The organism is Dietzia sp. DQ11-38-2 (assembly GCF_014145055.1).
In the GTDB taxonomy this organism is placed as follows: domain Bacteria; phylum Actinomycetota; class Actinomycetes; order Mycobacteriales; family Mycobacteriaceae; genus Dietzia.
Window position 1 is genome coordinate 1 of record NZ_JAALDW010000274.1, and the last position, 921, is coordinate 921.

Below are 921 nucleotides of genomic sequence, written 5' to 3' on the forward strand. Positions count from 1 at the left end.
CGGCGTGCAGGGCGACCGGATCACGGGTCCAGGCCCGCACTTCGGCACCGGTGTCCAGGCGCAGGCCCACGGAGCGCCGTCGGCGCGGGACCTCCCGCAGCTCCCCGAGCGTGCGGGCGGTCTCCCATGAGGCCTCGGGGCGGCCGTCACCGGGCAGCGGGAGCACCTCCTCCACGCGGGCCAGCTCGAGCTCCTCGGTTCCCTGGATGTACACGGTCGGGGTGAGTCGGACGCGACCGTGGACGCGGGTGGCGGCGATCATCACCCCGTGGCACATCGCCGAGGCGATCGCACAGACCGTGAGCATGAGCCAGTGGACGGGCGCACCGGTGACCAGTTCGAACGCCGCGGCGCCCGCGCAGAACAGTGGCGCGGCGAAGATCCAGGCCCAACTCCACCCGTCCTCGGCGTACAGGATGGGCCCCTCGGGTTCGGACCCCGGCCGTTCGGGTTCACTCGCCGGCACGCGCACCGCCGCCGGTCGTGAACTTCATCGCCTCGGCGGTGTGCTGGCGCCACACGGCGGTCGCGGCGCACAGTCCCGCGAGAATCTGCAGCGAGATCACCAGGAAGGTGACGATCTCGCCCCGCTCCCCCGCGACCGCGACCCCGCCGAACACGCCGATCACCACCGAGACCGCGTCCACCACGAGGAATACCGCGACGATGTCCAGCATCGTCCGGGCCCAGCCCTTCCCCGCCCGCAAGCGGAAGGCCAGCCACACGGTCACCACGGCCGCGACCATCGCCAGTACGGCACCCACGCCCCGCGCGAACCCGAACAACGCCTCGATGGAGATGTCCGCGGTCCCAGTGGTCTCGACCGCGTCGCGGAAGGCGTCACGCGTGGCCGGGGGGAGGTCACCGAAGCGCGTGGTGGCGGCGTTGAGCAGCATCCCCACGAGTGCGAAAGCGGTCGCG

Annotated in this window: 2 protein-coding genes; both read right to left on the minus strand. The window is 72.3% G+C overall.

Annotated elements, in window-relative coordinates; all coding sequences use genetic code 11:
• A partial coding sequence (locus G6026_RS09925) for a hypothetical protein (protein ID WP_182613075.1) occupies positions 1-466 on the minus strand: 466 nt, incomplete at its 3' end.
• Positions 453-921, minus strand: a 469-nt coding sequence (locus G6026_RS09930) for a hypothetical protein (protein WP_241728008.1), incomplete at its 5' end; no start/stop codon positions are given. The genes G6026_RS09930 and G6026_RS09925, both read right to left, overlap by 14 nt.